This window comes from Enterobacter cloacae complex sp. S1 (assembly GCF_014930525.1).
Classification (GTDB): domain Bacteria; phylum Pseudomonadota; class Gammaproteobacteria; order Enterobacterales; family Enterobacteriaceae; genus Enterobacter; species Enterobacter hormaechei_C.
Window position 1 is genome coordinate 60688 of sequence record NZ_JADBRE010000002.1, and the last position, 25954, is coordinate 86641.

Consider the following 25954-nt stretch of genomic DNA (forward strand, 5'->3'; position numbering starts at 1 on the left):
TGTGAGGATGGCTATATCCGCATAAAGTGCTGCAAAATTAGCCGATTTCGTCGGGTGAGTAAGACCTGATATGCAAATGGCAGATAATTATTGCTGATATTCATCTAAATGCTTTTCACCCGCCAGTTCGCTGCTTATTCCTGAGCGTTATAAGAAATTCTTTTTTGGTCATTTAAAAGCTGATAACGGCTGTTTACTATCTTTTGGACATCCATACTGCTAAACCGCTATATGCGAAACGGATAACGAATAAGAATGATTGTACTCAGCAATATTTCGAAGGTTTTTGACAACGGGAAACAGGCGCTGACAGCCGTAGATAACGTCAACCTGACGATAGAGCAGGGACAGATTTACGGGATCATCGGTTACAGCGGGGCCGGGAAAAGTACGCTGATCCGTCTGCTGAACGGTCTGGAAAAGCCCAGCGCCGGCAGCGTCACCATTAACGGTCAGGATATCTCCGCCGCGAAGGGAGAAGCGCTGCGTCAGGCACGCCTGAAAATCAGCATGGTGTTCCAGCACTTTAATCTGCTTTGGTCGCGCACGGTGAAGGAAAACATCGCCTTTTCAATGCAAATTGCCGGTGTGCCAAAAGCGCAAATTCAGGCTCGCGTTGCCGAGCTGGTGGAGCTGGTCGGCCTGAAGGGGCGCGAGAATGCCTACCCATCCCAGCTGAGCGGCGGGCAAAAACAGCGTGTGGGCATTGCCCGCGCGCTGGCCAATCATCCGGACGTACTGCTGTGTGACGAAGCCACCTCGGCGCTGGATCCGCAGACCACCGATCAGATCCTCGATCTGCTCCTGGACATTAACCGTCGCTTTAACCTGACCATCGTACTCATTACGCATGAGATGCACGTGGTGCGCAAAATCTGCGACCGCGTGGCGGTGATGGAAAACGGCAAGGTGGTGGAAGAGGGGGACGTGCTGAGCGTGTTTACGCATCCGCAGCAGCCGATCACCCGGCAGTTTGTCCGCCAGGTGAGCCAGTACGCGGAGGAAGAGACCTTCAACACCGAACTGGCAAACGATCTGGAAGGCACGGTGATCAGGCTGACCTTCACCGGGCACAGCACGCACAGGCCGATCGTCGGTGAACTGACCCTGCGCTACGGCCTGCCGTTTAACATCCTGCACGGCAAAATGACGCAAACCGCCCACGGTGTTTTCGGGCAGCTCTGGGTGCACGTGGTGGCATCGGACGAACAACTGAACAATATCCTCGCCGACCTGAAGCAAAGCGATATTGAAGGCGAGGTAATCAAGCATGGCTGAAGAACTCTTTCCGCACCTGAAGTGGGATCAGCTTTGGGCTGCAACCCAGGAGACGCTTTACATGACCGCGCTTTCCGGCGTGGCGACGTTTGTCCTGGGGATCGCGCTCGGTCTGGCGCTGTTTTTAACCGCCCGCGGCGGGTTATTCCACAACCGCACGGTCTACAGCGTGATGTCGATTGTGGTGAACGTGTTCCGCTCGATTCCGTTCATCATTCTCATCGTTCTGCTGATCCCGTTCACCAAGACCGTTGTGGGGACCATTCTCGGCGCTAACGCTGCGCTGCCCGCCCTGATTGTGGGCGCGGCGCCGTTCTACGCCCGTCTGGTCGAGATTGCCTTGCGAGAAGTAGACAAAGGAGTCATTGAGGCCACGCGTTCGATGGGCGCGCGGCTGAGCACGTTAGTGTTTCGGGTTTTATTGCCGGAATCTTCACCCGCACTGGTTTCAGGTATGACGGTGACGCTGATTGCGCTGGTGAGCTACAGCGCAATGGCAGGGGTGATAGGTGCCGGCGGTTTGGGAAATCTGGCTTATCTGGAAGGATTCCAGCGCAACCATGGTGACGTCACGCTGGTGGCAACGGTGACCATTCTGATCATCGTGTTCATTATCCAGTTCTGCGGCGATGCCATTACTTCACTGTTAGATAAACGCTAATAAATACACACAGGAACCACATCATGAAAAAGACACTGACACTGATCGCCGCCGCAACCCTGAGTGCCCTGAGCTTTGCCTCCTGGGCGGACACGCTCACCGTGGGGGCGTCCAACACCCCGCACGCGGAAATTCTGGAGCAGGCTAAGCCGATTCTGGCGAAGCAGGGGATCGATCTGGAGATTAAACCGTTCCAGGACTACATTCTGCCAAATACGGCGCTGGCGGGGCATGACATTGACGCAAACTATTTCCAGCACATCCCTTACCTGAACAGCGTCCTGAAAGATCACGCGGGCGATAAGGATTATGACTTTGTCAGTGCGGGCGCAATCCACATTGAGCCGATCGGTATCTATTCGAAAAAATACAAATCGCTGAAGGATCTGCCGGAAGGCGGCAAAATCATCATGCGTGATGCGGTTTCCGAGGAAGGGCGTATTCTCTCCATCTTCGAAAAAGAGGGTGTGATCAAGCTGAAGCCAGGCATCGATAAAGTGACCGCGCGCATCAGCGATATCGTGGAGAACCCGAAAAAGCTGCAATTCACCCCTAACGTTGAGGCATCTCTGCTGCCGCAGATGTACAACAACGACGAAGGTGCTGCGGTGGTGATCAACGCCAACTACGCAATTGATGCCGGTCTGGATCCGGTGCACGATCCAATTGCGGTTGAAAGCGGTGAGAATAACCCGTACGCCAACATCATTACCGTTCATCGCGGTGACGAGAAGAAGAAGGATATCGTCGCGCTGGTGAACGTGCTGCACTCCAAAGAGATTCAGGACTGGATCCGCACCAAATACAAAGGCGCAGTCATCCCGGTAAACAACTAATCTCCTGATTTTCCAGACGAAGCCCGGCGAACTACACGCCGGGCTTCTTTTTTGTATCCAGCCGACGAATGATTTAAGCTGACGGTTTAGGGCAACGGAGTGATGGCAATGGGCAATGTGACCAAAGACGAAGCGCTTTACCAGGAGATGTGTCGGGTGGTGGGCAAGGTCGTTCTCGAAATGCGTGATTTAGGGCAGGAGCCGAAACATATTGTCATTGCGGGCGTTCTGCGTACCGCGCTGGCGAACCAGCGCGTTAAGCGCAGTGAGTTGACCACCAAAGCGATGGAAACGGTGGTTAAAGCGCTGGCCGGCTAACTCGCCAGCGCTTCGCGAGCAGCTCAAGCGAGCAGCAGAGCAGGTAATAGATCACACCCGTGAAGATAAAAATGGCCGCCGGGTAAATTTGCACCCGGTTGTTGATCTGTCCCGCCACCGTGGTCAGTTCAGGAACGTTCACGATAAACGCCAGCGACGTATCCTTCAGCAGGCTGATAAAAATCCCCACCAGCGACGGCAGAATATTTCTCAGCGCCTGCGGCAGCAGCACGCGCCACAGCGTTTGCTGCGTACTGAACCCTTGAGAAAGCGCGGCCTCATTCTGGCCCGACGGCAGGGCTCTCAGTCCGGCTAACACCGAATGCATCACCGCAGCCGCGGTAAACCAGGCCAGCGCCAGCGTGACGGTCGTCGCGCCCGGGAGATCCCTGCCGGTTATCAGTGGCAGCAGATACCACATCCAGAATATCACGAAGATCAGGGGGATCCCGCGAATCAACTCTGCCCACGCAAACAGCGCACTGCGCACCACGCCGGGATAGCGCCAGGCGACGCAAGCCAGCACAATCCCGCCGGGCAGGGCAAGCGCGGCGGCGCCTGCGGCCATCAGCAGTGAGAGCAGTACGCCGCCGGGTTCTCCCGCAGCCGCACGTCCCCAAAGCAGATAATCCAGGTTTTCGACAATAACGTTAAATCCGGGGATCATGATATTTCCTCCCTGAATGGGGGCCGAGGCGCACCAGCACGCTTCCCGTCACCATCCCGGTAAGCAAGTAGAGCACCGTACCGACGGTGAAGGCTTCCAGTGCATGGGCGTTGTAACTTTCTATCTGGCGGACCTGGTAGGTCAGTTCGGCGAAGCCAATCCCGCTCGCGAGCGAGGAGAGCTTCATCAGGTTAAGGTACTGGCCGACGACGGGCTGCCAGGCGTTAGCGAGCCCCTGAGGCAGAAGAATGTAGCGAAACAGACGCCATGAGGAAAATCCCTGGGCGAGCGCCGCCTCCCGTTGCCCGGCAGGTACGGAATGCAGCCCCGATTCGACTTCTTCAATTAAAAACGCCGAGGTAAAGACGCCTAACCCCCAGGCGGAGCATAAAAACTCGGGCGTAAACCACCAGACGTCACCGGGCAAAATGGACCAGCTGTGGTCTGCGTTCACCGCGTCACGCAGCCCCTGCGGCAGCCCGTTCCAGGCGGCGAAATACCAGAACAGCAGCTGTACCAGCAGCGGCGTATTGCGAAACAGCGATACCCAGCCGCTGACGATCATTGTCCCGAAACGTCCCCCGGAAAGCCGCAAAAGCATAAAGAACAAGGCGAGCAGGCTGGCCAGCATAATCCCCGCCAGCGTCACCCACAGAGTGGTGAGAAATCCGGAGAGGATCCAGTGCAGGGGCTGTCCGGCCAGCACCCCCTGCCAGTCCAGAGCAGGCATTACAGTTGCTCCTGATGCAGCGGATCCAGCACTTTTTGCAGGAACCGCCTCGCACGGGGATGCGACGGTTGATTGAAAAATTGCGCCGGGGGCGCGGTTTCCAGAATTTTTCCGCCGTCGATAAAGACGATTCGATCGGCAATTTCCCGGGCGAACTGCATCTCATGGGTGACGACAATCATGGTGATCCCGCTGTGGGCGAGGGTTTTCATCACAAACAGCACTTCGCCAATCATCTCCGGGTCGAGTGCCGACGTCGGCTCGTCAAAGAGAATGATTTGCGGCGACGAGGCCAGAGCACGGGCAATTGCCACGCGCTGCTGCTGTCCGCCGGAAAGTTCAGCGGGGAAGCGGTGCGCCTTCTCCAGCATGCCGACCTTCTCCAGCAGCGCCAGCGCGCGATCCTGGGCGGGCAGGGGTTTCCAGCCGTGAACGTGCTCCAGTGCCAGGGTGATGTTCTGGCTGGCGGTAAGGTGGGCATAGAGATTGAACTGCTGGAACACAAACCCGACGCGGCTGCGTAACTGACGTAGCCTGCTGCCGGAAAGCTGTCCGGTCGGCTTGTGGTCGACCAGAATCTCCCCGCCGCTCAGGCTCTCAAGCTGGTTGATAAGCCGAATCAGGGTCGATTTTCCGGAACCCGAAGGGCCGAGAATGGCAACCACTTCACCCGGCATGATGGTGAGGTTAATGTCGGTTAAAACCGGATGGTCGCCGTAGCGTTTGTCCACATGGCGAAACTCAACGCTGGCCTGTTCCAGACGTGAAAAATCCGCGGCATTGGCCGCGGAGCGTGAAAATAAACCTGAGAGCATATTACCGGGCTTCTATTTTAAAGTTACGAGGCTGTGGAGCAGGGGTGCCTGGACCGAACCAGACGTCATAGATTTTTGCCGCCTGGCCATTTTTCTCCAGGGTTACCAGCTCATCGTTAACGGCTTTCAGCAGCGCCGTTTCACCCTTTTTCACCCCCACGCCAATCTCTTCTTTACTGAGCAGGTCGGGCAGGATTTTGAAGTCGGCTTTATCCGGCGCCTGCGCCAGCAGACCGGCCAGAATGGTGCTGTCCTGGGTAATGGCCTGCACGTTGCCATTGCGCAGTGCCGTCAGCGCCAGCGGGATGTCATCGTAAGAGAGGACGCGGGACTGCGGAAAACGCTGGTGCAGCGCCTGTTCACCCGTCGTACCTTTTACGGCGCCAATGCGTGCCCGGCTATAGTCATCAAGCTTGTCCGGTGATTTTGCCGGAACCAGGAACTGCTGGCCGGTGACAAAGTAAGGCGTTGAGAAATCAATGACCTGTGCGCGTTCCGGAGTGATCGTGATATCCGCCACGATGAGATCCGCTTTTCCGGACTGTAGCAGCGGAATACGGTTAGCCGGATTCGTGGCGACCAGTTCAAGCTTGACGCCGAGCGATTTCGCCAGCGCTTTGGCGAAGTCCACGTCGTAACCCACTATCTCATGCGTTTTGGCATCAATCGAGCCAAAGGGTGGATTGGCATCAAACGTGGCCACTTTCACCACGCCTGCTGCCTTGATATCCGCCAGCCGATCGGCCTGCGCCTGCGCTGAAACCAGGCCCCAGGCTGCCACTAATCCCAGAACCTGCGCCCGTTTTTTAAACCCTTTCATTTTTGCAGCCATAGTCATACGCCATCCCGTTGTTTTTGTTTTACCCCGTTACGCTCCCATAAGGGAATGCTATCGCCAAATAAGAAATCGTTCTTTGCTATGAGAAAAAAAGCATGAGTGAACAAGGTGTTAAAGAAGAGAGCAGACGGCGGGGCGCTATTTGCAGATCCTGCACATCGACAGTGGATTTTGATATTTCCCCCGGGCGCAATTTGGGTGTTTAACTGAGGACAGGTTAAGCGAGAAGGGTAATGACGATGAAAAAATGGATAAGCACGTTACGGCGGTTTTTTGCGCCCCGACCAGTGAATGCGGAGAACAGCGCGCAACGTGTTCTTGAGTCAATACTGCCTGTCGCCAGCCTGTATGGCGTGGACGTAGCCAACATCGACCCGGAGTGGTTCCATGATAAAACGTCACGCTGAACTGCGCCGGACGCGCGAAATGTACTGGAATGAGCTGTGCGTGGTGTCTGTAAAGCGAGGATGAAGGGAAAAATACCCAGGCTAATCCTCGGTAAATGATGGCCGTTTTGTTACCACTATCTCCTTTCACAGATGGAGATAATAATGAAACGGACAGTATTAACCCCCGCGCTTTCTGCCACCGCACTTCTGCTTACCATGCAGGCGGCACACGCTGGTCCACAGGCGCATGTTGTATGCAGTTATTCCCACACCCTCGGCGATGATGCCATTATGATGTTCGGCATGCCCAATGAGGCTATGCTGCACGATTTTTTTGGTAACGTGCACGCGGATGCTTACTCCAGCCGTGAATCTCTGCGTACCCAGGAAAACACCACCTGCGATAACAAAGCAGACAGCTCGGCCTACTGGGCTCCGTCGCTAAAATTGCCGGACGGAACGGTGGTCAAACCCGCCTATCAAAAAACCTATTATCAGGCATCGAACGTTGACGCCTGGCCGCTTCATCCGTTTCCGCCGGGGCTGTCGCTGCTGGCGGGCGATCATCATGGCACCGCGCCAAATACGCATATCACCTTTTTATGCGCCAATGGCAAGGGCTACACCACCAGAACGGGTGAAGTCTGCGGCTTACGCAAGGCGAAGGATGCCGTGCAGTTTAATATCGGCATTCAGTTCCCGAACTGCTGGGACGGGGTCAACCTGAAGCCCGCCCACGGCCTGGCTAACGCCACCTACGATACGAAAGGACAGTGTCCGTCCGCCTTCCCGGTGAAGATCCCGACGGTGAACATGAATATTGCGTACGTGCTCCCGACAATTAGCTCTCTGGATACCAGTAAAGTCCAGCTTTCCCTCGACCCCATCATGCATGGTAGTGAGCGTGAAGAGCGGTGGGGGAGCCTGTATACGGCGCATGCTGACTTCATGAACGGCTGGACGGAAGATGCCGCGCGATTTATGACCGACCTGTGCATGAACCGAGGAATGGATTGCGGCACCACCGTGCCGTATGGTTATTCAAAAGCGAAGGCTAACGTCTGGCTCAGCAGCATGGAACCGGCACTTTCACAGCCCGATCCCCAGGTCTTACTGGTGCAGGATAACTGGAAGAACGGTGGACGCACGAAAAACAGCGAAACATTGTCGCTGGTGAAGTTCAACATCCCTCCGCTGCCTGTCGGACAGGATCCTGCCAAGTTTAAATACCGCGTGAGAATTTATGGCGGGAAAGTGGAAACTGACGGCGCGGATCAAATCTTCTTCTATCCGGCGAGTAACGACTGGGAACCGGCCACCGTGAGCTGGCAGTCACGACCGTCCTGCAACTATCGCTCGGATGCGGTGCTGTACCTGAACCACTCCCGCGAATACCGGATGGTGGACGTGGATAAAGCGGTGCGCAAGGCGCTGGCAGAAGGGAAAACCGACATTTCGTGGTATATCGGCGGCGATCGTCAGGGAAATCACTATCAGTTTGAGACGGGGTCATCTCCCCAAAGCCTGATCCTGATGCTGACCGGGTTTAGCAAAACGCCGGAGATCTGATAGCCGGTAGCAAAAGGCATTCATAAAAAAAAGCACCGGGGAGCCCGGTGCTTTTTCTTCAGATCTTGCAGGCATCGCCGCAGTCGTCATCGGCGACAATCGCCTGGGCTTTTTTATCCGCATCGTCGAGACGTTCCGCGTTGCGCTCTTCTGCTTCATCCAGCCCGTTAAAGACTAAGTTATCGAGATCAATTTCCATGTGCCACCTGCGTTATTCAGTTTTTGATACTGGCACAGTATAAGTCAAAAAAAGCGGGCCAGGCACCCCTCAGCACATATGGATAATCCCTGCCATACTCAGTGCTTTATTGCTGAGGAAAGCCGATGATTACACTCTGTAAAACCTGCGGTACCGCTTACGATGAACAGCCCAAAAACTGCCCGATTTGCGACGATGAACGCCAGTATGTCCCGGTGACGGGCCAGGCATGGACGGACTTCGACAGCCTGACGACCACGCACACCAACAAATGGCAACAGCTGGAGCCGCAGCTGTTCAGCATCAAAACTGTTCCCTCTTTTGCCATCAACCAGCGGGCGCTTCTGCTGCGTACGCCACAGGGCAATGTTCTGTGGGACTGCATCGCCAACCTTGACCCGGCGACCAGAGCGTTAGTTAACGCGCTCGGGGGGATCAGCGCGATCGCGATTTCGCACCCACATTACTACACCACCATGCAGGAGTGGGCCGCGGCGTTTAACGCACCGATCTACCTGCACGCCAGCGATCGGCAGTGGGTGATGCGTGACAGCCCGGCGATACGCTTCTGGGAGGAGGACGCCCTGGAGATTATGCCCTTGGTGACTCTTCTGCGGCTGGGCGGGCATTTTGCCGGCGGCACGGTGCTGCACTGGCAGTCAGGCGACGGCGTGCTGCTGGCCGGTGATATTTTGCAGGTTACGCCCGGTAAAGACGCCGTGTCGTTTATGTGGAGTTATCCGAATATGCTGCCACTGCCTGCCCGCACAGTTGAGTCGGTGATTGGCCGACTGACAGGGAAAACGTACCAGCGCCTGTACGGGGCCTTTGAAGGGCAGAACATCCCGGCGAACGCGGATGAGATCGTGCAGCGGTCGGGCCAGAAATATATTGCTTGTCTCGGCTAAGGCGCGGTGGTTAAATTTTACGAGTGTGATCGCGATCATACCTAAACTAAAACAGATAAAAGAGAAATGGCTATGCAACATATCATTGAAGGTTTTCTCAGCTTTCAAAAAGAGATTTTCCCGCAACGTAAAGAGCTTTTTCGTAGTTTAGCGTCCAGTCAGAATCCCAAAGCGCTGTTCATCTCCTGCTCCGACAGCCGTCTGGTTCCGGAACTGGTTACGCAACAGGAGCCAGGACAGCTCTTTGTCATTCGAAACGCGGGCAACATTGTGCCACCGTTCGGGCCGGAGCCTGGCGGTGTCTCTGCGACCATCGAATATGCTGTTGTTGCCCTGGGCGTGACCGATATCGTTATTTGCGGCCACTCCAACTGCGGCGCGATGAAGGCGATTGCTGACAACGCCGATCTGGAGCCGATGCCGGCCGTTTCCCACTGGCTGCGCTATTCTGATGCGGCAAAAGCGGTGGTTGAGAAGAAAACCTGGGATAAGCCAATCGATAAAGTGAATGCGATGGTGCAGGAGAACGTCTTTGCGCAGCTGAGCAACATCAAGACCCATCCGTCGGTGGCGGTAGGCCTGCGCAACAACGCTATTCGCCTGCACGGCTGGGTATATGACATTGAAAGCGGCAAAATCCTTGCCCTGGACAAGAACACTAAATCGTTCGTGTCGCTGTCGGAAAACCCGGACGTCTTCTTCGAGTAACCCGCCCCGCAGGGCAGGGAAGCTCTGTTAAAATTCCATGAATGGTAACTTCCTTCGCACGCCCGACGCAGGTTTTCCAGCCGCTTTCGCCATCGCTTTACCAATTTCAGCGCACTCAGACAAACCCTGAACAAAGGGATGATCGTGCATTAGCCAGGGGATCGCCCCAAAAGCGATGCGCCCCCGCAGTGATGCAGGCGCCAGCAACGTATAGTCTTCCCCCACGTCCGGGACGTCATCGCCAGTTTCCGCAAGCTGTTTACGCAGGGTGGGGAAGGGAATGTCCTTGTTTTTGAGCGGCTTTTGCCCGCGCGCATCAATAAACACGTCGAAGCGGTAACGCTTTTCTGCCGTGGTGATGACGGTCTGATCGCTGCCGATATCCAGGTCGTAATTATCACCGAGTGCGACCACGCTAATGATCCCTGCCTCGCGCAGCGCCAGTAACCGGCGGATAGACTGCGGTGGAATGGCGGCATAATTATCAATAAACACACGCTCCAGCCCGGATTTAAACCGCTCTCTGTCATGCTCACTGAGTGAAGGGACGATGGCCTGAACCACTTCATGCAGACGAAGCACGGTATAGCGCCAGGCAACGGTGCGTTTTTCGCGCTTGTTGCGCTCCACTTCTTTCAGATTCGCTTCGGCCCAGGTGAAAGGGCCATGCTTTTTACGATCCTCAAACCAGACATCACGAAGCGTGTCGGCATTCAGCGTACCGAGCGATATCGCCTGGCACCAGCGCGGGTCGGCCAGCTCGAGCTCTTTCACCATCAGCGCAAAGATGCGGTCAAGCAGCCCGTCCGGGCCTTTGGCGATTTCACTTTCCGCCACAGACTCCGTTAACACGGACAGCGGTTCATAAGGGATAGGGCAGTAAAAGTCGGCCTCCGGCAGAACGCCCGTGCGGGACATCAGCGTGATTTTTAGCCCTTCGCTGCCTTTATTGACAACGAACTGCTCCCCGCTAAACCGGCCATGCTGCATCACAACCGCCATTGCAGCGTCCAGGCCGCTGAGGGAAGTACCCATGATCCCCACCTCACAGGCTCGGACCTCCGCGTCCATCAGCCCTGACCATGGGCTTGGGAAATATGCGCGGGTGGTTTCATCTTCATCAGGCCAGACGTGGCCGGTGGCAACAACCGCAAGATCAAACCGCCTTGAGAAAGGGGCATCGTTCACTGAAAGGGCCACACCGTCTGCATCAGCCTTAATATCCGTGACTTCTGCGTTGGGGTGCACCTCGACATGAAAGCCCGACTTTTTCGCCTCAGCAACGACGGCAAGAAACCGATCGTGAAAATATTCACCCAACAGAATACGCGGCAGGAATTGCCGGTCGTGCAGTTTCTCACTATCGACGTTATAGCGGGCAAGATGGGCCGCACTCTGCTGTTTGAGCCAGTCGAGGTAGGTAATAAAAATGGGCGGGATTTCGATACTGGCGATGTTCGCCAGCATCAGCCGGGAATTATCCTCGTCGCTGTAGGGCATCCCGACACCGGGTTGGTCTGCCTTTTCGAACACGGTGATCGAAAGCGGTGCTGCGTTGTTAAGAAGTGAGTAAAAGGTATAAATCCCTGTTGGACCTGAGCCGATAATGGCGATTTTTTTCATCGAAAGCGTTCCTGCATTTCTGAACCATAAAATAAGCGTAGCAGGAGAAAGGTTAAGTCATTCAATGAAGGTAGAAATTAAGACGTTTTGAAGAGGGATTTTGCACCATTTCAGGACTGAAATGGTGCGTCCGAGTGGACTCGAACCACCGACCCCCACCATGTCAAGGTGGTGCTCTAACCAACTGAGCTACGGACGCAGAATGGTGCGTTCAATTGGACTCGAACCAACGACCCCCACCATGTCAAGGTGGTGCTCTAACCAACTGAGCTATGAACGCATTGTGTTGTCGGTGACAACGGGGACGAATATTAGCGGCACAGCCCCAAGGTGGCAAGAGGGAAAATGCATTTTTCTCTCTGATTTCACGCGATTGCTTCATTACCGCGCAAAGTGAAGAGAAAGTAGCCGCCAGCCGGCGGCTACTGTGTCATTAACGTGCAGCGCGCTGCAAAATTACCGCAGACGGCTGACGTTGCAGGAAGCGCATACGCAGCATCATCATAATGGCCGCAGACGTTAAGCCGATGATAAAGCCCATCCAGAATCCGGCTGGCCCCATGCGATCCACCACCAGATCCGTGAGCGCCAGAATGTACCCGCACGGCAGACCCAGCACCCAGTAAGCGATAAAGGTGATGAAGAAGATGGAACGCGTATCTTTATACCCACGCAGCACGCCGCTGCCAATCACCTGGATGGAGTCAGAGATCTGATAAATGGCCGCCAGCAGCATCAGATGCGAGGCCAGGGTCACTACCTCCGGGTTGTCGTTATAGAGCAGGGCAATTTGCTCACGCAACAGCACGGTAAAGAGCGCGGTACAGACTGCCATGCAGACGCCGACGCCGAGGCCGGTGCGGGCTGCCGTTTGCGCGTCCAGCGTCGAGCCTTGCCCCAGACGGAAGCCCACGCGAATCGTCACCGCGGCAGCCAGGGACATCGGCAGGACGAACATCAAAGAGCTGAAGTTCAGGGCGATCTGGTGTCCTGCGACATCAATAATCCCTAACGGCGAGACCAGCAGGGCGACGACGGCAAACAGCGTCACTTCGAAGAACAGCGCCAGCGCAATGGGTAACCCCAGCTGAATGAGACGGGTCATGAGCGTCCAGTCGGGTGCGCTGAACGAGGTGTCGTTACGAATGTCACGCATGGATCGCGCATGTTTAATGTAGGTGAGCATACAGCCGAACATCACCCAGTACACCGCAGCCGTTGCCACGCCGCAGCCCACGCCGCCGAGTTCCGGCATGCCAAAATGACCGTAAATGAAGATATAGTTCACGGGAATGTTCACCAGCAAGCCGATAAAGCCCATCACCATGCCCGGCTTGGTTTTTGCCAGCCCTTCACACTGGTTACGTGCCACCTGGAAGAACAGATAGCCGGGCGCGCCCCAGAGCAGGGCGCGCAGATAACCGACCGCCTTATCCGCCAGCGCCGGGTCGATATTATGCATGGCGCGAATAATATACCCGGCGTTCCACAGGACGATCATAATCAGGACGGAGACCCCCCCGGCCAGCCAGAAGCCCTGGCGCACCTGATGCGCTACGCGGTCGCGTCGACCGGAGCCGTTAAGCTGCGCGATAACGGGCGTCAGCGCCAGCAGCAGGCCGTGACCAAAAAGAATGGCCGGGAGCCAGATTGAGGTTCCGATCGCCACGGCGGCCATATCGGTGGCGCTGTAACCACCGGCCATTACCGTATCCACAAATCCCATTGCGGTTTGGGCTACCTGCGCGACGATCACCGGTATGGCCAGTGCCAATAACTGACGCGCTTCGATCATATACTTCTGCACGTGAACACCTTTGTATTGTAGTTATTTGAGAGACTAAAAAGGCCGCCGTTACTGGCAGCAAGAAGAAAAAACAGAGGGATGCCAGCTATTGTAGCGGGGTTTAACTAATTATCTAGTGAAAAAATCGCCAGAAATTGCGCATCACTGGCAACCTGTTTTTTCAACTGTTATTGTGGTGGGATTATACGGTGTCATCGCCGTTCGGAATGAACAGGAGCTGTAAGCATGTTTACTGGTATTGTGCAGGGCACTGCCAAAGTGGTGTCCATTGATGAAAAACCGAATTTCCGCACTCACGTAGTTGAGCTGCCTGAATATATGCTCGACGGCATTGAAACCGGGGCGTCGATAGCGCATAACGGCTGCTGCCTGACGGTGACCGAAATTAACGGTAACCAGATTAGCTTTGATTTAATGAAAGAGACGCTGCGTATCACTAACCTGGGTGAGCTGGTGGTGGGAGATATCGTCAACGTGGAACGCGCGGCGAAATTCAGCGATGAGATTGGCGGGCATCTGATGTCGGGCCATATTATGACCACCGCAGAAGTGGCGAAAATCGTGACCTCGGAAAATAACCGTCAAATCTGGTTTAAGGTGCAGGATCCGTCATTAATGAAATACATCCTTTATAAAGGATTTATTGGCATCGATGGGATTAGTCTGACCGTCGGTGAAGTGACGCCAACGCGTTTTTGCGTGCATTTAATTCCTGAAACGCTGCAACGTACTACGCTTGGCGCAAAAAAACTGGGGCAGCGCGTAAATATCGAAATTGATCCCCAGACCCAGGCGGTCGTGGATACCGTTGAGCGCGTACTGGCGGCGAAAGAGGCGGCGATAATAAAGACCGTGGAAGAAGAATAAAAAATAACCCCGGGTAACCGGGGTTATTTTTTCAGCGAGCCACTCGCAAACCGTGCTCAATCCCACGACTAAACACCACCTGCCACAGCTGTATATCCCGCGCACGGAACGCGCCCGCACAGGCATTCAGATAATAGCTAAACATCCGTTTGAATCGTTCCGAATAGTGGTCGGCGATTTCAGGCCATGCAGCCTGGAAACGTTCATGCCAGGCCATCAGGGTGGTGTCGTAATCTGCGCCGAAGTTATGCCAGTCTTCCACAATAAAATGCGGTTCGCTGGCGTTCGCAATCTGGCGAACAGAGGGTAAACAGCCATTCGGGAAGATATATTTGTTGATCCAGGGATCCACATTGTTATCGGTGCGTTTAGAGCCGATGGTGTGTAGCAGGAAAATTCCCTCAGGCTTCAGGTTAAGATCGGCGACCTCGAAGTAAGTCTTGTAGTTCTTCGGCCCCACGTGCTCGAACATACCTACGGAAACAATGCGATCGAACTGCTCGTTCAGGTCGCGGTAGTCCTGAAGCCGAATATCAACATCCAGACCCAGGCAGCGTTCCTGCGCCATCTTCTGCTGTTCAGCCGAAATCGTGACACCGACTACGCTGACGCCGTAATTTTTCGCCATAAACCAGGCAAGACCACCCCAGCCACAGCCGATGTCCAGCACACGCATACCGGGCTGTAACTGCAATTTATCGCAGATCAGTTGCAGCTTGTCCTGCTGCGCCTCTTCCAGGGTCGTCGCTTTTTTCCAGTATCCGCAGGAGTACTGCATTAAAGGATCGAGCATACGGCTGAACAGATCGTTGCCCAGGTCGTAATGCTCTTTACCGACGATCCACGCCCGTTTTTTACTTTGCAGATTGAACAGGCGGGCGGAGGCAATGCGTAAGGTATCTTTGAAATGACGAGGGAGCTGTTTTTCAAGACCGGCGCGTAATACGCTGGAGAAGAACATATCCAGCCGCTCACACTCCCACCAGCCGTCCATATAGCTTTCACCCAGCCCTAACGACCCCTCCTGTAACACGCGTTTGAAAAAATCGGGATGCTTTATCTGGGGATCGGAGGGGGATGAGCCATTAATCGTAATGCCCGCACGTCCCAATAGTTCACTGACGATCCGGGACCAGTTATCGTCCGGAACGCTGACTTCTTCTATACACGATGAACTCATAGCTTCTCCATCACCTTGCTGTGATCAGAACCTTAAAACAGCGTAGACGCTTTTTTGGTTTGTGAGAAATCTCACGGTAAATGCCCGCGAGGCTAATATCCGACGTAGAACAGAGGAAGGGAGATAACCCTTGCCGAAATGCCTTCCATGGTAAAACGGGAGCGCTCCGGCTCCCGTTAACACTTAATATTTATCGTATTTAATCGAACCAAATTTAGTATAGGCCGCAAAATTTGGTGATTCAACAGAAAATTGTTAGCAACCTAATCACTGGTATTTAACATAGTTTCCCGCGCAATCAGGCATGCGACGTTTCTGTCTGCGCGTTTTCACTCTGCTCGCGATGGGCTGAGGACTGCATGCGATAGCCCAAACCCGACAGCGCAACGGTGACCAGCATCACGCTGGTAGTGGTGAGCAGCGGGGTTGCAATCAACGCAGAGACCACGAGACTTGCCAGGAAGCACAGGCCAAGTTGCAGGGTATTTTGCAGCGCGGCAGCGCGGCCTGTCGCCTGCGGAAATGGACGCAACGCCTGGGCTACAACAATAGGGTAGATGGCCCCGTTAGCGATCGCCATGACGCAGAACGGAATCAAAATTTCTGCAAGCCCGGCGCCGGGAATAAAGCCGACAGCCCAGGTCGCCATCACGCTTAGCGCATACAGCACCAGCAGCCAGGGCAACATCTGTTGGCCTTCCCATTTTTGCAGCGCGGCGCGACAGCCATAGCCACCCACCAGGAAGGCGATGGTCTGTGGTACATAACTCAGGCCGATAGCCGCCGGGCTGTAGCCCATGTCATGCAGAATGAACGGCGAACCGGTTAGCCAGGCAAAGAAGCTGGCAGAGCAGGCAGCATAAATCAGCACGTTACCGCGATAGGCTTTCGACCGCAGTAAAGAGGTAAAGGTGATGGGCTTTGCGTCCGGATGCGTCTCTTTTTTATGCGCAGGTTTAAGCCCGAAAGCAGGCAGCATCAGGACCAGCGTAATAGCAAAGAGCGTGGCGAAAATGGCCTGCCAGTCGAAATGCGCCAGGATCCAGCTGCCCAGTAACGGGGCAAGCGCCGGCGACAGGCCGACCAGCGGCATAATAGTGGCGAATATGCGGTTAGTGCGCGAGGCGGGGTAGTAATCGGTCACCAGCGCCTGCCAGGTCACCGCTGCGGCGCAGACGCCGACCGCCTGAATAAAGCGCAGCGCCAGCAACCAGGCGGCATCGCGGACCCACAGCATGCCCAGACAGCCTACGGCAAAAATCGCCAGCCCCAACAACAGGACGGGCTTACGGCCAAAACGATCCGAGAGCGGCCCCCACAGCAATTGCGCAAAAGCAAAGCCAGCGAGGAACAAACTTAAACTGGCGCTGATGGCGGCGGCAGGGGTTTGCAAATCTTCCTGCATCGCGGCGAACGCGGGCAGATACATATCGGTCGCCAAAAAGCCCAGCACGCTTAAGCCGCCGAGCCAGACTAAAAATCCTTTCCTGGGTTGCACTTTTTTTCTCCTGAGGAGGCAGGTGTACGTTGGCGCAGAGTGTAGGGAGTGCAAAGCGGCTTGTGAAACGCTAATATTTGGCGGGTGCATTCAAAAAATTTGCAGGCTAAAGATGTGGTCAGATTATTCCCTTGAAGTGGTTGATGCCGTGGCGCGTAACGGCAGCTTTACCGGTGCCGCCCAGGAGCTGCATCGCGTTCCCTCGGCTATCAGCTATACGGTGCGCCAGCTGGAAGCGTGGCTGGCGGTCCCGCTGTTCGAGCGGCGCCATCGCGACGTGGAGCTCACGCCTGCCGGAGCGTGGTTTTTGAAGGAAGGGCGGTCTGTTATCAAAAAAATGCAGATCACCCGTGAGCAGTGCCAGCAGATCGCCAACGGCTGGCGGGGGCATCTCGCTATCGCGGTGGATAACATCGTTAAGCCGGAGCGGACCCGGCAGATGATCGTCGATTTCTATCGTCATTTTTCCGACGTCGAACTGCGTGTTTCGCAGGAAGTGTTCAACGGCGTCTGGGATGCGCTGGCGGACGGCAGGGCGGAGATGGCGATTGGTGCAACCCAGGCGATCCCGGTTGGGGGGCGCTACGCGTTTCGCGACATGGGCATGCTGAGCTGGACCTGCGTGGTCGCGCGCGATCACCCGCTGGCGGCGCTGGAAGGTCCGCTGAGCGATGACACCTTACGCAACTGGCCCTCGCTGGTGCTGGAAGATACCTCCCGCTCGCTGCCCAAGCGCATTACCTGGCTGCTGGATAATCAGCGCCGCGTAGTCGCGCCGGACTGGGAGTCGTCGGCCACCTGTCTGAGCGCGGGGCTGTGCGTTGGCATGGTGCCGGTGCATTTTGCGCGCCCGCGCATCGATGCGGGAGAGTGGGTGGCCTTGACGCTGGAAAACCCCTTCCCGGATGCCGCGTGCTGTCTGACGTGGCAGCAAAACGACGTCTCGCCCGCCATGGCCTGGCTGCTGGATTATCTGGGCGACAGCGAAACGCTGAACCGGGAGTGGTTGCGGGAACCAGCATAGCTGGTCCCGTAAAGTGATTAACGACGGTAGTCTCGGAACGGACCGTCCGCAACGGAACGGCGTTCAATCAGGCGCGGGTGAACTTCAATGGACTGGGACTGTTCACGCTTGTTGACGATCCTGTCCAGCAGCATGTTGAAGGCCGTTTCACCCAGCGAATCTTTCGGCTGGTGAATGGTGGTCAGCGCAGGGGTAAAGAAGCGGGCGTTGCGCACGTTGTCATAGCCGATCACCGAGATATCCTGCGGGACGCGCAGGCCGAGTTCATCCGCCGCGCAGAGCGCGCCCATCGCCATGATGTCGCCGCCGCAGAACACCGCGGTAGGGCGATGCGGCTGGGAGACGATCTGCTGCATGGCGCGATAGCCCGACTCCGGCTCGAAGTCGCCCTGAACAATCCAGTTTTCCGGCACGGTGATCAGCGCCTCTTCCATCGCTTTCATGAAACCGGCCAGACGGCCAGCTCCGGTGTTACGCTCCAGCGGACCCGGGATCACGCCAATTTCACGATGACCGCGTTCTACCAGATAACGCCCCGCCATGTAGCCGCCTTCAAAGGCGTTATCAATAACGGAGTCGGTGAAGTCTGCGCGCGCTTCGCCCCAGTCCATGACCACCATCGGAATGTGGCGATACTCTTCCAGCATGGAAAGGACCGACTCAGGGTATTCAGAACACATTACCAGCAGGCCGTCGACGCGCTTTTGCGCCATCATTGACAGGTAAGCGCGCTGTTTTTCAATGTTGTTCCACGCGTTGCCCAGAATCAGGGTATAGCCTTTCTGGAAGCAGTTTTTTTCAACGGCTTCGATGATTTCAGCAAAGTAGGCCGCTTCACTGCTGGTGGCCAGCAGGCCAATCGATTTGGTGTGATTAACCTTCAGGCTGCGGGCGACGGCACTTGGCGAGTAGTGCAGTTCTTTGATTGCCGCCCAGACGGCATTACGCGTCTCTTCAGCGACAAAACGCGTTTTGTTAATAACATGTGATACGGTTGTAGTGGAAACGTTTGCGCGTTTTGCTACGTCTTTAATTGTTGCCATTAAATGTCACTCCAGACCATATCCTAAGCTCCTGAAAAAATTGAAGGTAAACGTTTGCCTTCTCTCACCCTTATCACGCAAACATGAGTTGCGACACGCCGGGAAAACGACACAGGACGTCAGGAGGGGGTCAGTGGCCGGTACGCTAATAAATTTAGCGTGGAATTTTGTCCTATCTTGATGAAAAGGGGAAGAGGTAAAGTGGATATCCGCTTAAATCCTGGAAGATTTTTGACCTGAACTGTGTAAAAATGAGCAAGCTCACTTTTCGTAGGGTGAATAAAAGGAGAAAAATTGATGAGTACCGATCTGAAGTTTTCGCTGTTTACCACCATTGTTGTTCTTGCCCTGATTGTTGCGGGTGGTTTAACCGCTGCGCTGCACTGATTCAGGAGGGGGGAGAACCTTCTCCCTCTCTTGCCGCTATTGTTACCTCTCCGGCAAAAATCTTTTGCCAAAATGTTAACTTCTCATTTTTTGTGATTGATGTCATGCTTTTGACTTCTTAGTTCTGTGCCGGGTTATGGCACGGTATCCGGAGTCTCTTCATGAAAATCAATTTTCCCCTGCTGGCCCTGGCGATTGGCGCCTTTGGGATTGGCACCACTGAATTCTCCCCTATGGGGTTATTGCCTGTTATCGCCCGGGGTGTGGACGTCTCAATTCCTGCGGCCGGTATGTTAATTAGCGCCTACGCGATTGGCGTGATGGTGGGCGCGCCGCTGATGACGCTGCTGCTTTCCCACCGCGCTCGCCGCAATGCGCTGATTTTCCTGATGGCGATTTTCACTCTCGGAAATGTGCTTTCCGCGATTTCGCCCGATTACACCACTCTGATGCTTTCGCGCATTCTGACCAGCCTCAACCATGGCGCCTTCTTCGGACTGGGCTCGGTTGTTGCCGCCAGCGTGGTGCCAAAACATAAGCAGGCCAGCGCGGTAGCCACTATGTTCATGGGCCTCACCATCGCTAATATCGGCGGCGTTCCCGCTGCCACCTGGCTGGGAGAAGCCATCGGCTGGCGTATGTCTTTCCTCGCAACCGCCGGACTGGGCGTGGTCGCGATGGTTGCGCTGTTCTTCTCACTGCCGAAAGGAAGTGCGGGAGAACGTCCGGAAGTACGTAAAGAGCTGGCGGTGCTGATGCGTCCTCAGGTGTTGTCCGCGCTGCTTACCACGGTACTGGGGGCCGGGGCGATGTTTACGCTCTACACCTATATCTCCCCGGTGCTGCACGATATTACCCACGCAACGCCACTCTTTGTTACCGCGATGCTGGTGCTGATTGGTGTCGGGTTCTCGATTGGCAACTATCTCGGCGGGAAATTTGCCGACCGCTCCGTCAGTGGAACACTGAAAGGTTTTTTAACGCTGCTGATTGTCATCATGGCGGCGATTCCGTGGCTGGCGCGTAACGAAGTGGGTGCCGCGATTGCCATGGTGGTGTGGGGCGCCGCAACCTTTGCCGTGGTGCCACCGTTGCAGATGCGCGTAATGCGCGTTGCGCACGAAGCGCCGGGGCTCTCTTCGTCGGTGAATATCGGTGCGTTTAACCTGGGCAATGCGCTGGGGGCCGCAGCGGGCGGGGCGGTGATCTCAGGTGGTTTGGGTTACAGCTTTGTGCCGGTGATGGGGGCGATCATTGCTGCACTCGGCCTGCTGCTGGTGATGATGTCTGGTCGTAAACAGCCTGAAGCGGTGTGTACGGCGGAATAAACAAAAACGCAGAAGGGCTGCCCCTTCTGCGTGTCTCTTACGCGGCGAAGTTCTTCGCAACAAATTCCCAGTTAACCAGTGCCCAGAAGTGTTCCAGGTAGTTCGGGCGCGCATTACGGTAATCAATGTAATAGGCGTGTTCCCATACGTCCACGGTCATCAGCGGCGTGGCGCTGGTGGTCAGAGGGGTACCCGCATTAGAAGTGGAAACGATTGCCAGTTTGCCATCAGCCTCTTTTACCAGCCAGGTCCAGCCGGAGCCAAAGTTTTTAACGGCTGCGTCAGTAAACTTCGTTTTAAAATCCGCGAAACTGCCGAACGCGGCGTTAATCGCTGCCGCCAGCTCGCCGGTAGGTTCTCCGCCTGCATTGGGGGCCAGGCAGTGCCAGTAGAAGGTGTGGTTCCACACCTGTGCGGCGTTGTTGAATACGCCGCCGTCTGAACTGCGCACGATCTCTTCCAGCGTTTTGCCTTCAAAATCGGTGCCCTTGATCAGATTGTTCAGGTTGGTGACATAGGTCTGGTGATGCTTGCCGTAATGGTACTCCAGGGTTTCCGCGGAAATGTGCGGGGCCAGGGCGTCTTTTGCATACGGTAGTGCAGGTAATTCGAACGACATTGCTTCTCTCCTTATAGTTTTATACGTTGCCAATAACCCTACAGACAACAAGGACAGAATAGCAAATTGAAAGGGTATGCAAAAGAGGAACTTACCCTGCCATGGAGGCGGCAGGGCAGGGTTTAGCGAATGGTTTTTGGCGTCATCACGCGGCGCGCACCCACATAGTGGCGCACCCAATAATCTTCGCTGAGGGAGGTGATCTGAATGTCCTGACCGCTGCGCGGTGACTGGATAAATTTACCGTTACCCACATACACCCCAACGTGATCGGCCGTACCGCGTCCCTGGGTGCGGAAGAACACCAGGTCGCCATTTTGCAGTTCGCCACGGTTTACAGGCGCGGCGTCCCGCAGATGGTACATCTCATTGGCGGTGCGTGGAATGCGAAACTTCACCAGATCTTTATAGGCATAATAAACCAGCCCACTACAGTCAAAACCGGTGCGCGGAGAGGTGCCCCCCCAGCGATACGGTTTACCTATTTGCCCCATCAGTTTGTTCATCGCCGTTTTTTGCGCTTTCTGCATACGCGCTTTATGCACGTCAGCCAGCTTCGTCACTTTTGCGCATTTCGTTTTATGGCCTTTGCGCACGGTGCATTTTTCATTCACCAGGCTGGCGGTCGTGCGGGTGGTTTTGTGCGTGCCGGAACGGAGAGTTTTGGGTTTACTGGAGGCGGTCTTTTTGGTCTGAGCGGTGGTTTTCTTCTTTACTGTTTTACTGGTGGTTTTTTTCTTACGTTCTGTGGTTTTTGCCAGATGCGATTTTTGTACAGCAGAATGCCGCGCCTGTTCAGAGGCGTTCGCCGCTGGCGTAAATGAGAGTGTGGTAAACAGTAAAGCACAGAGCGTCATCGAGATTTTAGTTATCCGCGCCACTGGGCAGTCCCCTGATAAATGCAGGCCACAATGCATACCCGCGTGAGATTTACAAAACCTGTCGATTCTAATCCATAAATTCAGAAGAAGTTAATAGCATTTTTCATTCAAAAATTATGTTTCGTTAGCAAGTGCAAAAAAATTCACCATTCTGTCGCACTCCTGTTCGCTCCTTAAGCAAAACCGCACCTCGTCTGGGGATAAACGACATTAGCAATGCAACTTTATGCGATAAGCGATAAAATAATTAGACGTGACAAAAATGTTATTTTCCGATGTCGGCCTGACCCGCTACAATGTCAGACTGATGCCGTAACAGAAGTTAAAGGAAGCAAGACATGAGCACCACTATTGAAAAAATTCAGCGCCAGATCGCTGAAAACCCGATTCTCCTGTACATGAAAGGTTCTCCGAAGCTGCCAAGCTGCGGCTTCTCCGCGCAAGCGGTTCAGGCACTGTCCGCCTGTGGTGAGCGTTTTGCTTACGTTGATATCCTGCAAAACCCGGACATTCGCGCTGAACTGCCAAAATACGCCAACTGGCCGACCTTCCCACAGCTGTGGGTTGATGGTGAACTGGTCGGCGGATGCGACATCCTGATTGAAATGTATCAGCGCGGCGAACTGCAACAGCTGATCAAAGAGACTGCGGCGAAGTATAAAACCGAAGAGCCGGACGCAGAGTAAGTTTTCTGCGGATATAAAAAAGCGACCACATTATGTTGGTCGCTTTTTTTTGTCCTGTGGGGCTATTGATTACCCAACCTACGATTGAAGATCGGCCTCGTCGCCCATCGGCAGCGGCCAGCCGCCGAGACGTTTCCAGCGGTTGACGATCTCACAGAACAGCTCCGCCGTACGCTCGGTGTCGTATAACGCGGAATGCGCCTGGGTGCCGTCAAACGCAATACCCGCCGTGATGCAGGCTTTAGAGAGCACGGTTTGCCCCAGCGCCAGGCCGCTCAGCGCGGCGGTGTCGAAGGTCACAAACGGATGGAATGGATTACGCTTGAGCGAGGCACGCTCGGCGGCAGCCATAGTGAAGCTGTGATCAAAGGTGGCATTGTGGGCCACCATGATGGCGCGGCTACAGTCATTCTCTTTCATGCCTTTGCGCACCATTTTGAAAATGGCGTGCAGCGCCTCGTATTCGCTTACCGCCCCGCGCAGCGGGTTTGTCGGATCGATACCGTTAAAGGCCAGCGCCTCTGGCTGTAAGTTTGCCCCTTCAAAGGGTTCAACGTGGAAATGCAGCGTGGTGTCCGGTACAAGCCAGCCCTGTTCATCCATCTTCAGCGTGATGGCGGCAATCTCAAGCAGCGCATCGGTTTTAGCGTTAAATCCGGCTGTTTCTACATCAATGACAACGGGATAAAAACCACGAAAACGGTCGCACAGACCGGTAAATTGAGCGTTATCGGACATCAGGGTCTCTTACAAGGGGGAAAAAGCAGTGCGCATTATGGCAAATTTTGAGAGGGGATGCAGCAAAACAACGGGCGCATAGTGCGCCCTGCGGGATCAATTGCCCAGGCCGCGACCAGCGTCTTTGGCTTCGATCAGTTCGATTTTATAACCGTCCGGATCTTCCACAAACGCAATTACGGTGGTACCGCCTTTAACCGGACCGGCTTCACGGGTGACGTTACCGCCATTGCTGCGGATACGTTCGCAGGCTTCGGCGGCGTTATCCACTTCCAGCGCGATGTGGCCGTAAGCCGTACCCAGCTCGTAGCTGTCCACGCCCCAGTTGTAGGTCAGCTCGATGACCGCTTCATCAGATTCCAGGCCGTAACCGACAAACGCCAGGGAGTATTTATATTCCGGATTTTCGCTGGTGCGCAGCAGCTTCATGCCCAGAACGTTAGTGTAGAAATCGATGGAACGTTGCAGGTCGCCAACGCGCAGCATGGTGTGAAGTAGGCGCATAATTTCCTCATTAACCAGTGGAATGGATTATCTTTTTGAACAGAAACGATGTTTTAGTATAGCGGCGAAAGGTCGCCGCTATCAATGTACAAAGCGGAATTACAGTGAAGGGTAGTCGGTATAACCTTCCGCGCCGCCGCCATAGAAGCTTTCAGGACGCTGCGGGTTCAGTTCGGCTTTTTTCTGCAAACGGGCAACCAGATCCGGGTTAGCAATGTAGTCACGGCCAAAGGCCACGGCGTCGATCAGGCCTTTACCGATCAAATCCTCGGCTTTCTCTGCCGTATACGCACCCGCCCCGATAATCACGCCGTGGAAGCGCTCGCGCACTTTCTGACGGAAGGCTTCACTGTAAGGCTTGCCGCCTGCCCAGTCCGGCTCGGACATGTGCAGATAGGCGATACCGCGTTTCGCCAGCTCTTCAATCAGATACAGCGCGTCTGCTTCTTCGTTCGGACCGTTGTCAACGTTCTGGAAAGTACCGATCGGGGAGACACGAATACCAATGCGGTCTGCGCTCCACTCATTACAGACAGCATCCACCACTTCAAGCACCAGACGCGCGCGGTTTTCAACGCTGCCGCCGTACTGGTCGGTACGCTGGTTGGAAGACGGGGACAGGAACTGATGCAGCAGGTAACCGTGCGCAGAGTGCAGCTCAACCAGGTCGAAGCCCGCTTCACGGGCGTTGGCGACGGCCTGACGGAAATCATTCACGATACCCGGGATCTCGTCCAGCTCCAGCGCGCGTGGCGTGGTGGTGTCGACGCGGATCGCATTACCGTTTTCATCGCGCAGGGAAGTGCGGGTATTGGCGTTCAGGGCAGAGGCAGAAACCGGCGCCTGACCGCCAGGCTGGATGCTGCTGTGTGAGATACGACCGGTGTGCCACAGCTGAACCGCAATACGGCCATCTTCAGCATGCACGCCTGCGGTGATTTTTTTCCACGCGGCGATCTGTTCCGGGCTGTGCAGACCCGGTGCACCGGCGTAGCCTTTTGCCTGAGCAGAAATCTGCGTGGCTTCGGAGATAATCAGGCCCGAGCTGGCGCGCTGACGGTAATACTCACCCATCAATGGCGTTGGGATATCGCCCGGCTCGATGCTGCGCAGACGGGTAAGTGGGGCCATAAACACGCGGTTTGGGGCAGTAACGGCACCCACTTTCAGTGGGGTAAACAGCTTTTCAGCGGACATAACGGCTCCTGAGTAGACCAGTCGACTAGTAAAAGGGTAAATAAAAACGCCGGCTACACGCCAGGCGCGGTAATACAGTTTTTCACATGCGCCAGCGCGCTTTCGAGCGGCACGGCGCTGCGAGACATTTTTGCTTGCAGGTTGGCGCCTAACCAGAGGGAATAGAGCACCTGTGCCTGCGTGAGCGGATCGCCGGAGAAGGAGAGCGTTTTTTCATTGCGCCCGCTCTCTAGCGCCTGAGCCAACAGGGCAATAACGCCGCTGGCCCCTTTATCCATTGCGGTGCGCATATCTTCGGAGAGATCGCACACTTCGGCAGACAGTTTTACCGTCAGGCAGCCGCTGATGATGCCCTGCTGACAGAACTGCGTCAGCGTTTCCTGATAGTAGTTCAGAACACGATCCCGGTAGTCACCTTCACCGCTGGCGAAGTGGGTTGCCAGGCGCTGATGGTAGCTGGCGTAGTGCCGCTCCAGCATGGCAACGCCAAACGCCTCTTTGGATCGAAAATAGTGATAAAACGATCCCTTAGGTACTTCAGCGGTTTTTAACAATTCGCTCAGCCCCATACCGGTAAACCCGCGATGCATGCAAAGGCGCTCGCCGGTAGCCAGCAAATGTTCTCGTGTATCGTGTTCTGTGTGTCTGCTCATGCC

The 25954-nt window shown here is 55.2% G+C and carries 29 protein-coding genes and 2 tRNA genes; 13 read left to right on the top strand and 18 right to left on the bottom strand.

All coding sequences use genetic code 11. The features are described 5' to 3' along the window. Positions 1 to 255: 255 nt before the first annotated feature. From IM290_RS01460 to fumD, 4 genes are all read left to right on the top strand, one after another. Positions 256 to 1278: a methionine ABC transporter ATP-binding protein gene (locus tag IM290_RS01460; RefSeq protein WP_017384622.1), complete on the top strand. Its 1023-nt coding sequence runs from the start codon at positions 256 to 258 to the stop codon at positions 1276 to 1278. Beyond that, positions 1271 to 1939, top strand: a complete 669-nt coding sequence (locus IM290_RS01465; RefSeq protein WP_017384621.1) for a methionine ABC transporter permease — start codon at positions 1271 to 1273, stop codon at positions 1937 to 1939. Before IM290_RS01460 ends, IM290_RS01465 begins: the two co-directional genes overlap by 8 nt. A 23-nt stretch (positions 1940 to 1962) precedes the next feature. Beyond that, positions 1963 to 2775: a MetQ/NlpA family ABC transporter substrate-binding protein gene (locus tag IM290_RS01470; RefSeq protein WP_003857677.1), complete on the top strand. Its 813-nt coding sequence runs from the start codon at positions 1963 to 1965 to the stop codon at positions 2773 to 2775. A 108-nt stretch (positions 2776 to 2883) separates the two neighbouring features. Beyond that, positions 2884 to 3093 (top strand): fumarate hydratase FumD, encoded by a 210-nt coding sequence (gene fumD, locus IM290_RS01475; RefSeq protein ID WP_003857676.1) that lies wholly within the window; start codon positions 2884 to 2886, stop codon positions 3091 to 3093. Here fumD and IM290_RS01480 read toward each other — a convergent pair. Genes IM290_RS01480 through IM290_RS01495 form a run of 4 tightly spaced genes read right to left on the bottom strand, consistent with a single transcriptional unit; the run spans position 3074 to position 6137 of the window. Continuing rightward, positions 3074 to 3760 carry an amino acid ABC transporter permease gene (locus tag IM290_RS01480; RefSeq protein ID WP_015570700.1) on the bottom strand — a complete coding sequence of 229 codons (687 nt, stop codon included), beginning with the start codon at positions 3758 to 3760 and terminating at the stop codon, positions 3074 to 3076. The genes fumD and IM290_RS01480 overlap by 20 nt on opposite strands. Beyond that, on the bottom strand, positions 3744 to 4490 hold the full coding sequence (locus IM290_RS01485) for an amino acid ABC transporter permease (protein WP_193041981.1): 747 nt from the start codon (positions 4488 to 4490) through the stop codon (positions 3744 to 3746). The genes IM290_RS01480 and IM290_RS01485 overlap by 17 nt, the downstream gene beginning before the upstream one ends. After that, complete coding sequence (locus IM290_RS01490; protein ID WP_193041982.1) at positions 4490 to 5305, bottom strand: amino acid ABC transporter ATP-binding protein; 816 nt, start codon at positions 5303 to 5305, stop codon at positions 4490 to 4492. The genes IM290_RS01485 and IM290_RS01490 overlap by 1 nt, the downstream gene beginning before the upstream one ends. A 1-nt stretch (position 5306) precedes the next feature. After that, positions 5307 to 6137, bottom strand: a complete 831-nt coding sequence (locus IM290_RS01495; protein ID WP_044488997.1) for an ABC transporter substrate-binding protein — start codon at positions 6135 to 6137, stop codon at positions 5307 to 5309. 245 nt (positions 6138 to 6382) lie between these two features. Here IM290_RS01495 and IM290_RS01500 point away from each other — a divergent pair, with 245 nt between their 5' ends. Both IM290_RS01500 and IM290_RS01505 read left to right on the top strand, forming a co-directional pair. Beyond that, positions 6383 to 6550: a hypothetical protein gene (locus tag IM290_RS01500; protein WP_032653328.1), complete on the top strand. Its 168-nt coding sequence runs from the start codon at positions 6383 to 6385 to the stop codon at positions 6548 to 6550. Between the two features lie 144 nt (positions 6551 to 6694). After that, positions 6695 to 8101, top strand: coding sequence for a DUF1996 domain-containing protein (locus IM290_RS01505; RefSeq protein ID WP_193041983.1), 1407 nt, complete (start codon positions 6695 to 6697; stop codon positions 8099 to 8101). Between the two features lie 58 nt (positions 8102 to 8159). On the opposite strand, the gene IM290_RS01510 is transcribed toward IM290_RS01505, so the two are convergent. After that, positions 8160 to 8300 (bottom strand): hypothetical protein, encoded by a 141-nt coding sequence (locus IM290_RS01510; RefSeq protein WP_003857665.1) that lies wholly within the window; start codon positions 8298 to 8300, stop codon positions 8160 to 8162. Between the two features lie 125 nt (positions 8301 to 8425). Here IM290_RS01510 and IM290_RS01515 point away from each other — a divergent pair, with 125 nt between their 5' ends. Beyond that, positions 8426 to 9208, top strand: a complete 783-nt coding sequence (locus tag IM290_RS01515) for an MBL fold metallo-hydrolase (protein ID WP_032670050.1) — start codon at positions 8426 to 8428, stop codon at positions 9206 to 9208. Between the two features lie 72 nt (positions 9209 to 9280). Further along, a complete protein-coding gene (locus tag IM290_RS01520; protein ID WP_015570694.1) occupies positions 9281 to 9916 on the top strand; it encodes a carbonic anhydrase in 636 nt (211 codons plus the stop codon). A gap of 27 nt (positions 9917 to 9943) precedes the next feature. Here IM290_RS01520 and IM290_RS01525 read toward each other — a convergent pair whose 3' ends face one another. From IM290_RS01525 to mdtK, 4 genes are all read right to left on the bottom strand, one after another. Beyond that, the gene (locus IM290_RS01525; RefSeq protein ID WP_193041984.1) at positions 9944 to 11539 is read right to left on the bottom strand and encodes an FAD-NAD(P)-binding protein; all 1596 of its coding nucleotides are present in this window, start codon (positions 11537 to 11539) and stop codon (positions 9944 to 9946) included. A 122-nt stretch (positions 11540 to 11661) separates the two neighbouring features. Next, positions 11662 to 11738 (bottom strand) — tRNA-Val (locus IM290_RS01530). A 4-nt stretch (positions 11739 to 11742) separates the two neighbouring features. Then, positions 11743 to 11819 (bottom strand) — tRNA-Val (locus IM290_RS01535). A 153-nt stretch (positions 11820 to 11972) separates the two neighbouring features. After that, the gene (mdtK, locus tag IM290_RS01540; RefSeq protein WP_017384611.1) at positions 11973 to 13346 is read right to left on the bottom strand and encodes an MdtK family multidrug efflux MATE transporter; all 1374 of its coding nucleotides are present in this window, start codon (positions 13344 to 13346) and stop codon (positions 11973 to 11975) included. A gap of 225 nt (positions 13347 to 13571) precedes the next feature. Here mdtK and IM290_RS01545 point away from each other — a divergent pair, with 225 nt between their 5' ends. Beyond that, positions 13572 to 14213 (top strand): riboflavin synthase, encoded by a 642-nt coding sequence (locus tag IM290_RS01545; RefSeq protein ID WP_017384610.1) that lies wholly within the window; start codon positions 13572 to 13574, stop codon positions 14211 to 14213. Positions 14214 to 14244: 31 nt separating this feature from the next. On the opposite strand, the gene cfa is transcribed toward IM290_RS01545, so the two are convergent. Further along, on the bottom strand, positions 14245 to 15393 hold the full coding sequence (gene cfa / locus IM290_RS01550; RefSeq protein WP_193041985.1) for a cyclopropane fatty acyl phospholipid synthase: 1149 nt from the start codon (positions 15391 to 15393) through the stop codon (positions 14245 to 14247). A 298-nt stretch (positions 15394 to 15691) separates the two neighbouring features. Beyond that, the gene (punC, locus tag IM290_RS01555; RefSeq protein WP_193041986.1) at positions 15692 to 16891 is read right to left on the bottom strand and encodes a purine nucleoside transporter PunC; all 1200 of its coding nucleotides are present in this window, start codon (positions 16889 to 16891) and stop codon (positions 15692 to 15694) included. A 112-nt stretch (positions 16892 to 17003) separates the two neighbouring features. On the opposite strand from punC, the gene punR reads away from it, so the two are divergent. Next, positions 17004 to 17915: a DNA-binding transcriptional activator PunR gene (gene punR / locus IM290_RS01560; RefSeq protein ID WP_003857638.1), complete on the top strand. Its 912-nt coding sequence runs from the start codon at positions 17004 to 17006 to the stop codon at positions 17913 to 17915. A 17-nt stretch (positions 17916 to 17932) separates the two neighbouring features. On the opposite strand, the gene purR is transcribed toward punR, so the two are convergent. Then, a complete protein-coding gene (gene purR, locus IM290_RS01565) occupies positions 17933 to 18958 on the bottom strand; it encodes an HTH-type transcriptional repressor PurR (protein WP_003857634.1) in 1026 nt (341 codons plus the stop codon). A gap of 297 nt (positions 18959 to 19255) precedes the next feature. Here purR and IM290_RS01570 point away from each other — a divergent pair, with 297 nt between their 5' ends. After that, positions 19256 to 19345 carry a YnhF family membrane protein gene (locus IM290_RS01570; protein WP_003857632.1) on the top strand — a complete coding sequence of 30 codons (90 nt, stop codon included), beginning with the start codon at positions 19256 to 19258 and terminating at the stop codon, positions 19343 to 19345. Positions 19346 to 19506: 161 nt separating this feature from the next. Beyond that, positions 19507 to 20673: an MFS transporter gene (locus tag IM290_RS01575; protein ID WP_193041987.1), complete on the top strand. Its 1167-nt coding sequence runs from the start codon at positions 19507 to 19509 to the stop codon at positions 20671 to 20673. A 37-nt stretch (positions 20674 to 20710) separates the two neighbouring features. On the opposite strand, the gene sodB is transcribed toward IM290_RS01575, so the two are convergent. Both sodB and IM290_RS01585 read right to left on the bottom strand, forming a co-directional pair. After that, on the bottom strand, positions 20711 to 21292 hold the full coding sequence (gene sodB / locus IM290_RS01580; protein WP_023296387.1) for a superoxide dismutase [Fe]: 582 nt from the start codon (positions 21290 to 21292) through the stop codon (positions 20711 to 20713). Positions 21293 to 21414: 122 nt separating this feature from the next. Further along, positions 21415 to 22173, bottom strand: coding sequence for a C40 family peptidase (locus tag IM290_RS01585; protein ID WP_017384605.1), 759 nt, complete (start codon positions 22171 to 22173; stop codon positions 21415 to 21417). A 338-nt stretch (positions 22174 to 22511) separates the two neighbouring features. Between IM290_RS01585 and grxD the strand changes: the two genes are divergently transcribed. Beyond that, positions 22512 to 22859, top strand: coding sequence for a monothiol glutaredoxin 4 (gene grxD / locus IM290_RS01590; RefSeq protein WP_003832760.1), 348 nt, complete (start codon positions 22512 to 22514; stop codon positions 22857 to 22859). A gap of 78 nt (positions 22860 to 22937) precedes the next feature. On the opposite strand, the gene rnt is transcribed toward grxD, so the two are convergent. The 4 genes from rnt to IM290_RS01610 all read right to left on the bottom strand — a co-directional run bounded on the left by rnt (position 22938) and on the right by IM290_RS01610 (position 25951). Continuing rightward, positions 22938 to 23597: a ribonuclease T gene (gene rnt / locus IM290_RS01595; protein ID WP_003857625.1), complete on the bottom strand. Its 660-nt coding sequence runs from the start codon at positions 23595 to 23597 to the stop codon at positions 22938 to 22940. Between the two features lie 96 nt (positions 23598 to 23693). Further along, positions 23694 to 24101: a lactoylglutathione lyase gene (gene gloA / locus IM290_RS01600; protein ID WP_193041988.1), complete on the bottom strand. Its 408-nt coding sequence runs from the start codon at positions 24099 to 24101 to the stop codon at positions 23694 to 23696. A gap of 99 nt (positions 24102 to 24200) precedes the next feature. Next, on the bottom strand, positions 24201 to 25298 hold the full coding sequence (locus tag IM290_RS01605) for an alkene reductase (RefSeq protein ID WP_023299948.1): 1098 nt from the start codon (positions 25296 to 25298) through the stop codon (positions 24201 to 24203). 53 nt (positions 25299 to 25351) lie between these two features. Further along, a complete protein-coding gene (locus tag IM290_RS01610) occupies positions 25352 to 25951 on the bottom strand; it encodes a TetR/AcrR family transcriptional regulator (RefSeq protein WP_017384602.1) in 600 nt (199 codons plus the stop codon). Positions 25952 to 25954 lie beyond the last annotated feature (3 nt).

Bases quoted from the DNA above. Each gene is read 5' to 3' on its own strand.
- rnt (WP_003857625.1), bottom strand. From the start codon at position 23,597: ATGTCCGATAACGCTCAATTTACCGGTCTGTGCGACCGTTTTCGTGGT.
- IM290_RS01570 (WP_003857632.1), top strand. From the start codon at position 19,256: ATGAGTACCGATCTGAAGTTTTCGCTGTTTACCACCATTGTTGTTCTT.
- grxD (WP_003832760.1), top strand. From the start codon at position 22,512: ATGAGCACCACTATTGAAAAAATTCAGCGCCAGATCGCTGAAAACCCG.
- IM290_RS01465 (WP_017384621.1), top strand. From the start codon at position 1,271: ATGGCTGAAGAACTCTTTCCGCACCTGAAGTGGGATCAGCTTTGGGCT.
- IM290_RS01460 (WP_017384622.1), top strand. From the start codon at position 256: ATGATTGTACTCAGCAATATTTCGAAGGTTTTTGACAACGGGAAACAG.
- IM290_RS01545 (WP_017384610.1), top strand. From the start codon at position 13,572: ATGTTTACTGGTATTGTGCAGGGCACTGCCAAAGTGGTGTCCATTGAT.
- IM290_RS01610 (WP_017384602.1), bottom strand. From the start codon at position 25,951: ATGAGCAGACACACAGAACACGATACACGAGAACATTTGCTGGCTACC.
- IM290_RS01525 (WP_193041984.1), bottom strand. From the start codon at position 11,539: ATGAAAAAAATCGCCATTATCGGCTCAGGTCCAACAGGGATTTATACC.
- IM290_RS01575 (WP_193041987.1), top strand. From the start codon at position 19,507: ATGAAAATCAATTTTCCCCTGCTGGCCCTGGCGATTGGCGCCTTTGGG.
- IM290_RS01605 (WP_023299948.1), bottom strand. From the start codon at position 25,298: ATGTCCGCTGAAAAGCTGTTTACCCCACTGAAAGTGGGTGCCGTTACT.
- purR (WP_003857634.1), bottom strand. From the start codon at position 18,958: ATGGCAACAATTAAAGACGTAGCAAAACGCGCAAACGTTTCCACTACA.
- cfa (WP_193041985.1), bottom strand. From the start codon at position 15,393: ATGAGTTCATCGTGTATAGAAGAAGTCAGCGTTCCGGACGATAACTGG.
- IM290_RS01510 (WP_003857665.1), bottom strand. From the start codon at position 8,300: ATGGAAATTGATCTCGATAACTTAGTCTTTAACGGGCTGGATGAAGCA.
- IM290_RS01515 (WP_032670050.1), top strand. From the start codon at position 8,426: ATGATTACACTCTGTAAAACCTGCGGTACCGCTTACGATGAACAGCCC.
- IM290_RS01470 (WP_003857677.1), top strand. From the start codon at position 1,963: ATGAAAAAGACACTGACACTGATCGCCGCCGCAACCCTGAGTGCCCTG.
- IM290_RS01495 (WP_044488997.1), bottom strand. From the start codon at position 6,137: ATGGCTGCAAAAATGAAAGGGTTTAAAAAACGGGCGCAGGTTCTGGGA.
- gloA (WP_193041988.1), bottom strand. From the start codon at position 24,101: ATGCGCCTACTTCACACCATGCTGCGCGTTGGCGACCTGCAACGTTCC.
- IM290_RS01500 (WP_032653328.1), top strand. From the start codon at position 6,383: ATGAAAAAATGGATAAGCACGTTACGGCGGTTTTTTGCGCCCCGACCA.
- punR (WP_003857638.1), top strand. From the start codon at position 17,004: ATGTGGTCAGATTATTCCCTTGAAGTGGTTGATGCCGTGGCGCGTAAC.
- IM290_RS01490 (WP_193041982.1), bottom strand. From the start codon at position 5,305: ATGCTCTCAGGTTTATTTTCACGCTCCGCGGCCAATGCCGCGGATTTT.
- fumD (WP_003857676.1), top strand. From the start codon at position 2,884: ATGGGCAATGTGACCAAAGACGAAGCGCTTTACCAGGAGATGTGTCGG.
- sodB (WP_023296387.1), bottom strand. From the start codon at position 21,292: ATGTCGTTCGAATTACCTGCACTACCGTATGCAAAAGACGCCCTGGCC.
- IM290_RS01480 (WP_015570700.1), bottom strand. From the start codon at position 3,760: ATGATCCCCGGATTTAACGTTATTGTCGAAAACCTGGATTATCTGCTT.
- IM290_RS01520 (WP_015570694.1), top strand. From the start codon at position 9,281: ATGCAACATATCATTGAAGGTTTTCTCAGCTTTCAAAAAGAGATTTTC.
- IM290_RS01505 (WP_193041983.1), top strand. From the start codon at position 6,695: ATGAAACGGACAGTATTAACCCCCGCGCTTTCTGCCACCGCACTTCTG.
- IM290_RS01485 (WP_193041981.1), bottom strand. From the start codon at position 4,490: ATGCCTGCTCTGGACTGGCAGGGGGTGCTGGCCGGACAGCCCCTGCAC.